Source organism: Streptomyces sp. RPT161, from assembly GCF_027533845.1.
GTDB classification, from domain to species: Bacteria; Actinomycetota; Actinomycetes; order Streptomycetales; family Streptomycetaceae; genus Streptantibioticus_A; species Streptantibioticus_A silvisoli_A.
This window is the reverse complement of the sequence record NZ_JAPZVN010000059.1, coordinates 1-2,335: the sequence shown is the minus strand read 5'-3', so window position 1 is coordinate 2,335 and position 2,335 is coordinate 1. Positions and strand designations below refer to the sequence as shown.

General features: G+C 71.3%; 2 protein-coding genes. Both read left to right on the top strand.

The annotated features are described in order from the left end of the window. Positions 1 to 980 (top strand): beta-ketoacyl reductase (locus O5O46_RS34850; RefSeq protein WP_333482452.1); only part of this gene is annotated, 980 nt, incomplete at its 5' end. 20 nt (positions 981 to 1,000) lie between these two features. Next, the coding region (locus O5O46_RS34845; protein ID WP_269859695.1) for a type I polyketide synthase at positions 1,001 to 2,335 on the top strand (1,335 nt) is incomplete at its 3' end.

Genomic DNA, 2,335 nt, shown 5'->3' with positions numbered 1-2,335 from the left:
GTCTGCATGAGTTGACGCGTGAGTGTGATCTGTCGGCGTTCGTGTTGTTCTCCTCGGCGGCGGGTGTGTTCGGGAACGCGGGTCAGGGCAACTACGCCGCGGCCAATGTGTTCCTGGACTCTCTTGCCCAGCATCGGCGTGCGTTGGGTCTGCCCGCGGTCTCGTTGGCCTGGGGTCTGTGGGCCGATGAGGGGGGCATGGCCGGTGAGCTCGACACGGCGGACCTCGACCGGATGAACCGCGGCGGTATGGCCGCGCTTTCGGCCGCCGAGGGCCTGACGTTGTTCGACGTGGCCAGTGCGCTGAACGACGGCTTGCTGCTGGCCGCCCGACTCGACCTGGACGGTCTGCGTGCCCAGGGCGCCGTACCGCCGCTGCTGCGCGGGCTGATCCGTACCCCGCGCCGCCGTACGGCGGGTGGTGGTGCCACGGCGGCCGGTGCGGCGAGCAGCCTCGTCGAGCGGCTGGCCGGGCTGCCCGCCGCGGAGCGGGACCGGATGCTGCTGGACCTGGTGCGCACCCAGGTAGCCGGTGTGCTGGGGCATGACGGCGCGGCGGCGATCGAACCGGACGCCGCGTTCAAGGAGTTGGGCTTCGACTCCCTGACCGCCGTAGAACTCCGCAACCGGCTGGGCGCCGCCACCGGGCTGCGCCTCGCCGCCACACTGATCTTCGACTACCCGACGCCCACCGCACTCGCCGAACACCTGCGTACCGCCCTGCCGCTCACCGAAGGCCCGTCCGTGTTCGACGAACTCGACCGGCTGGAGGCCACATTGGCCGACCTCGTCTCCGGCGAGGCGGCCGTCGACGGGGCCAACCGGGACCGCGTGACCATGCGGCTGCGGACCCTGATGGCCAAGTGGCAGGACGCGCAGGACGCGTCGGGCGACGGTGCCGCCGATGACGACCACGATCTCGAAACAGTCACAGATGACGAGCTTTTCGACCTGCTCGACGACGAGCTCGGCTCGTCCTGAGAAAGAAGGACCCCGACGCGATGGTGAATGAGGACAAGCTTCGCGACTACCTCAAGCGGGCCACCGCCGACCTGCGTCAGGCCCGTCGGCGGCTGCGCGAGGTCGAGGAGCGGAACCAGGAGCCCATCGCCATCGTGGCGATGAGCTGCCGCTACCCCGGAGGCGTACGCACCCCCGAGGACCTGTGGCGGCTGGTCGTGGACGGTACGGACGCCATCGGGCAGTTCCCCAGCGACCGTGGCTGGGACGTGGAGTCGCTGTACGACGCCGACCCCGACCAGCCCGGCTCCAGCTACGTCAGTGAGGGTGGCTTCCTCTACGACGCGGGCCGGTTCGATCCGGCCCTGTTCGGGATCAGCCCGCGTGAGGCGCTGGCGATGGACCCGCAGCAGCGGCTGCTGCTGGAAGCCTCCTGGGAGGCGTTCGAGCGGGCCGGAATCGACCCCACCTCGGTACGCGGCAGCCGCACGGCGGTGTTCGCGGGCGTGATGTACCACGACTACACCGCCCGGCTGGACGCCGTGCCCGAGGGTGTCGAAGGGTTCCTGGGCACCGGAAGCTCCGGCAGCATCGCCTCCGGCCGGGTGTCGTATGTCTTCGGCCTTGAGGGCCCGGCCGTCACGGTGGACACCGCCTGCTCGTCGTCGCTGGTCACCCTGCACATGGCGGTGCAGGCGCTGCGCAACGGCGAGTGCTCGCTGGCGCTCGCGGGCGGTGTGACGGTCATGGCGACGCCCGCCACCTTCACCGAGTTCAGCCGCCAGCGCGGCCTCGCCGCCAACGGCCGCTGCAAGCCGTTCGCCGCCGCCGCCGACGGCACCGGATGGGGCGAGGGCGTCGGCATGCTGCTCGTCGAGCGGCTGTCCGACGCGCGCAGGAACGGCCACCCGGTCCTCGCGATCGTGCGGGGCAGCGCCGTCAACCAGGACGGTGCGAGCAACGGTCTCACGGCGCCGAACGGCCCGTCCCAGCAGCGGGTGATCCACCAGGCGCTCACCAACGCCAGCCTGTCCGCCGCCCAGGTCGACGCGGTCGAGGCGCACGGCACCGGCACGACCCTTGGCGACCCGATCGAGGCGCAGGCACTGCTGGCCACCTATGGGCAGGACCGTCCGCAGGACCGGCCGCTGCTGCTGGGGTCGATCAAGTCCAACATCGGCCACACGCAAGCGGCGGCCGGTGTCGCGGGCGTGATGAAGATGGTGCTGGCGATGCGGCACGGTGTGCTGCCCAAGACGCTGCACATCGACGAGCCGACGCCGCACGTGGACTGGTCGGCGGGCGCGGTGTCCCTGCTGACCGAGGCCCAGGAGTGGCCGGAGACCGGCGAGCCGCGCCGGGCGGCCGTGTCCTCG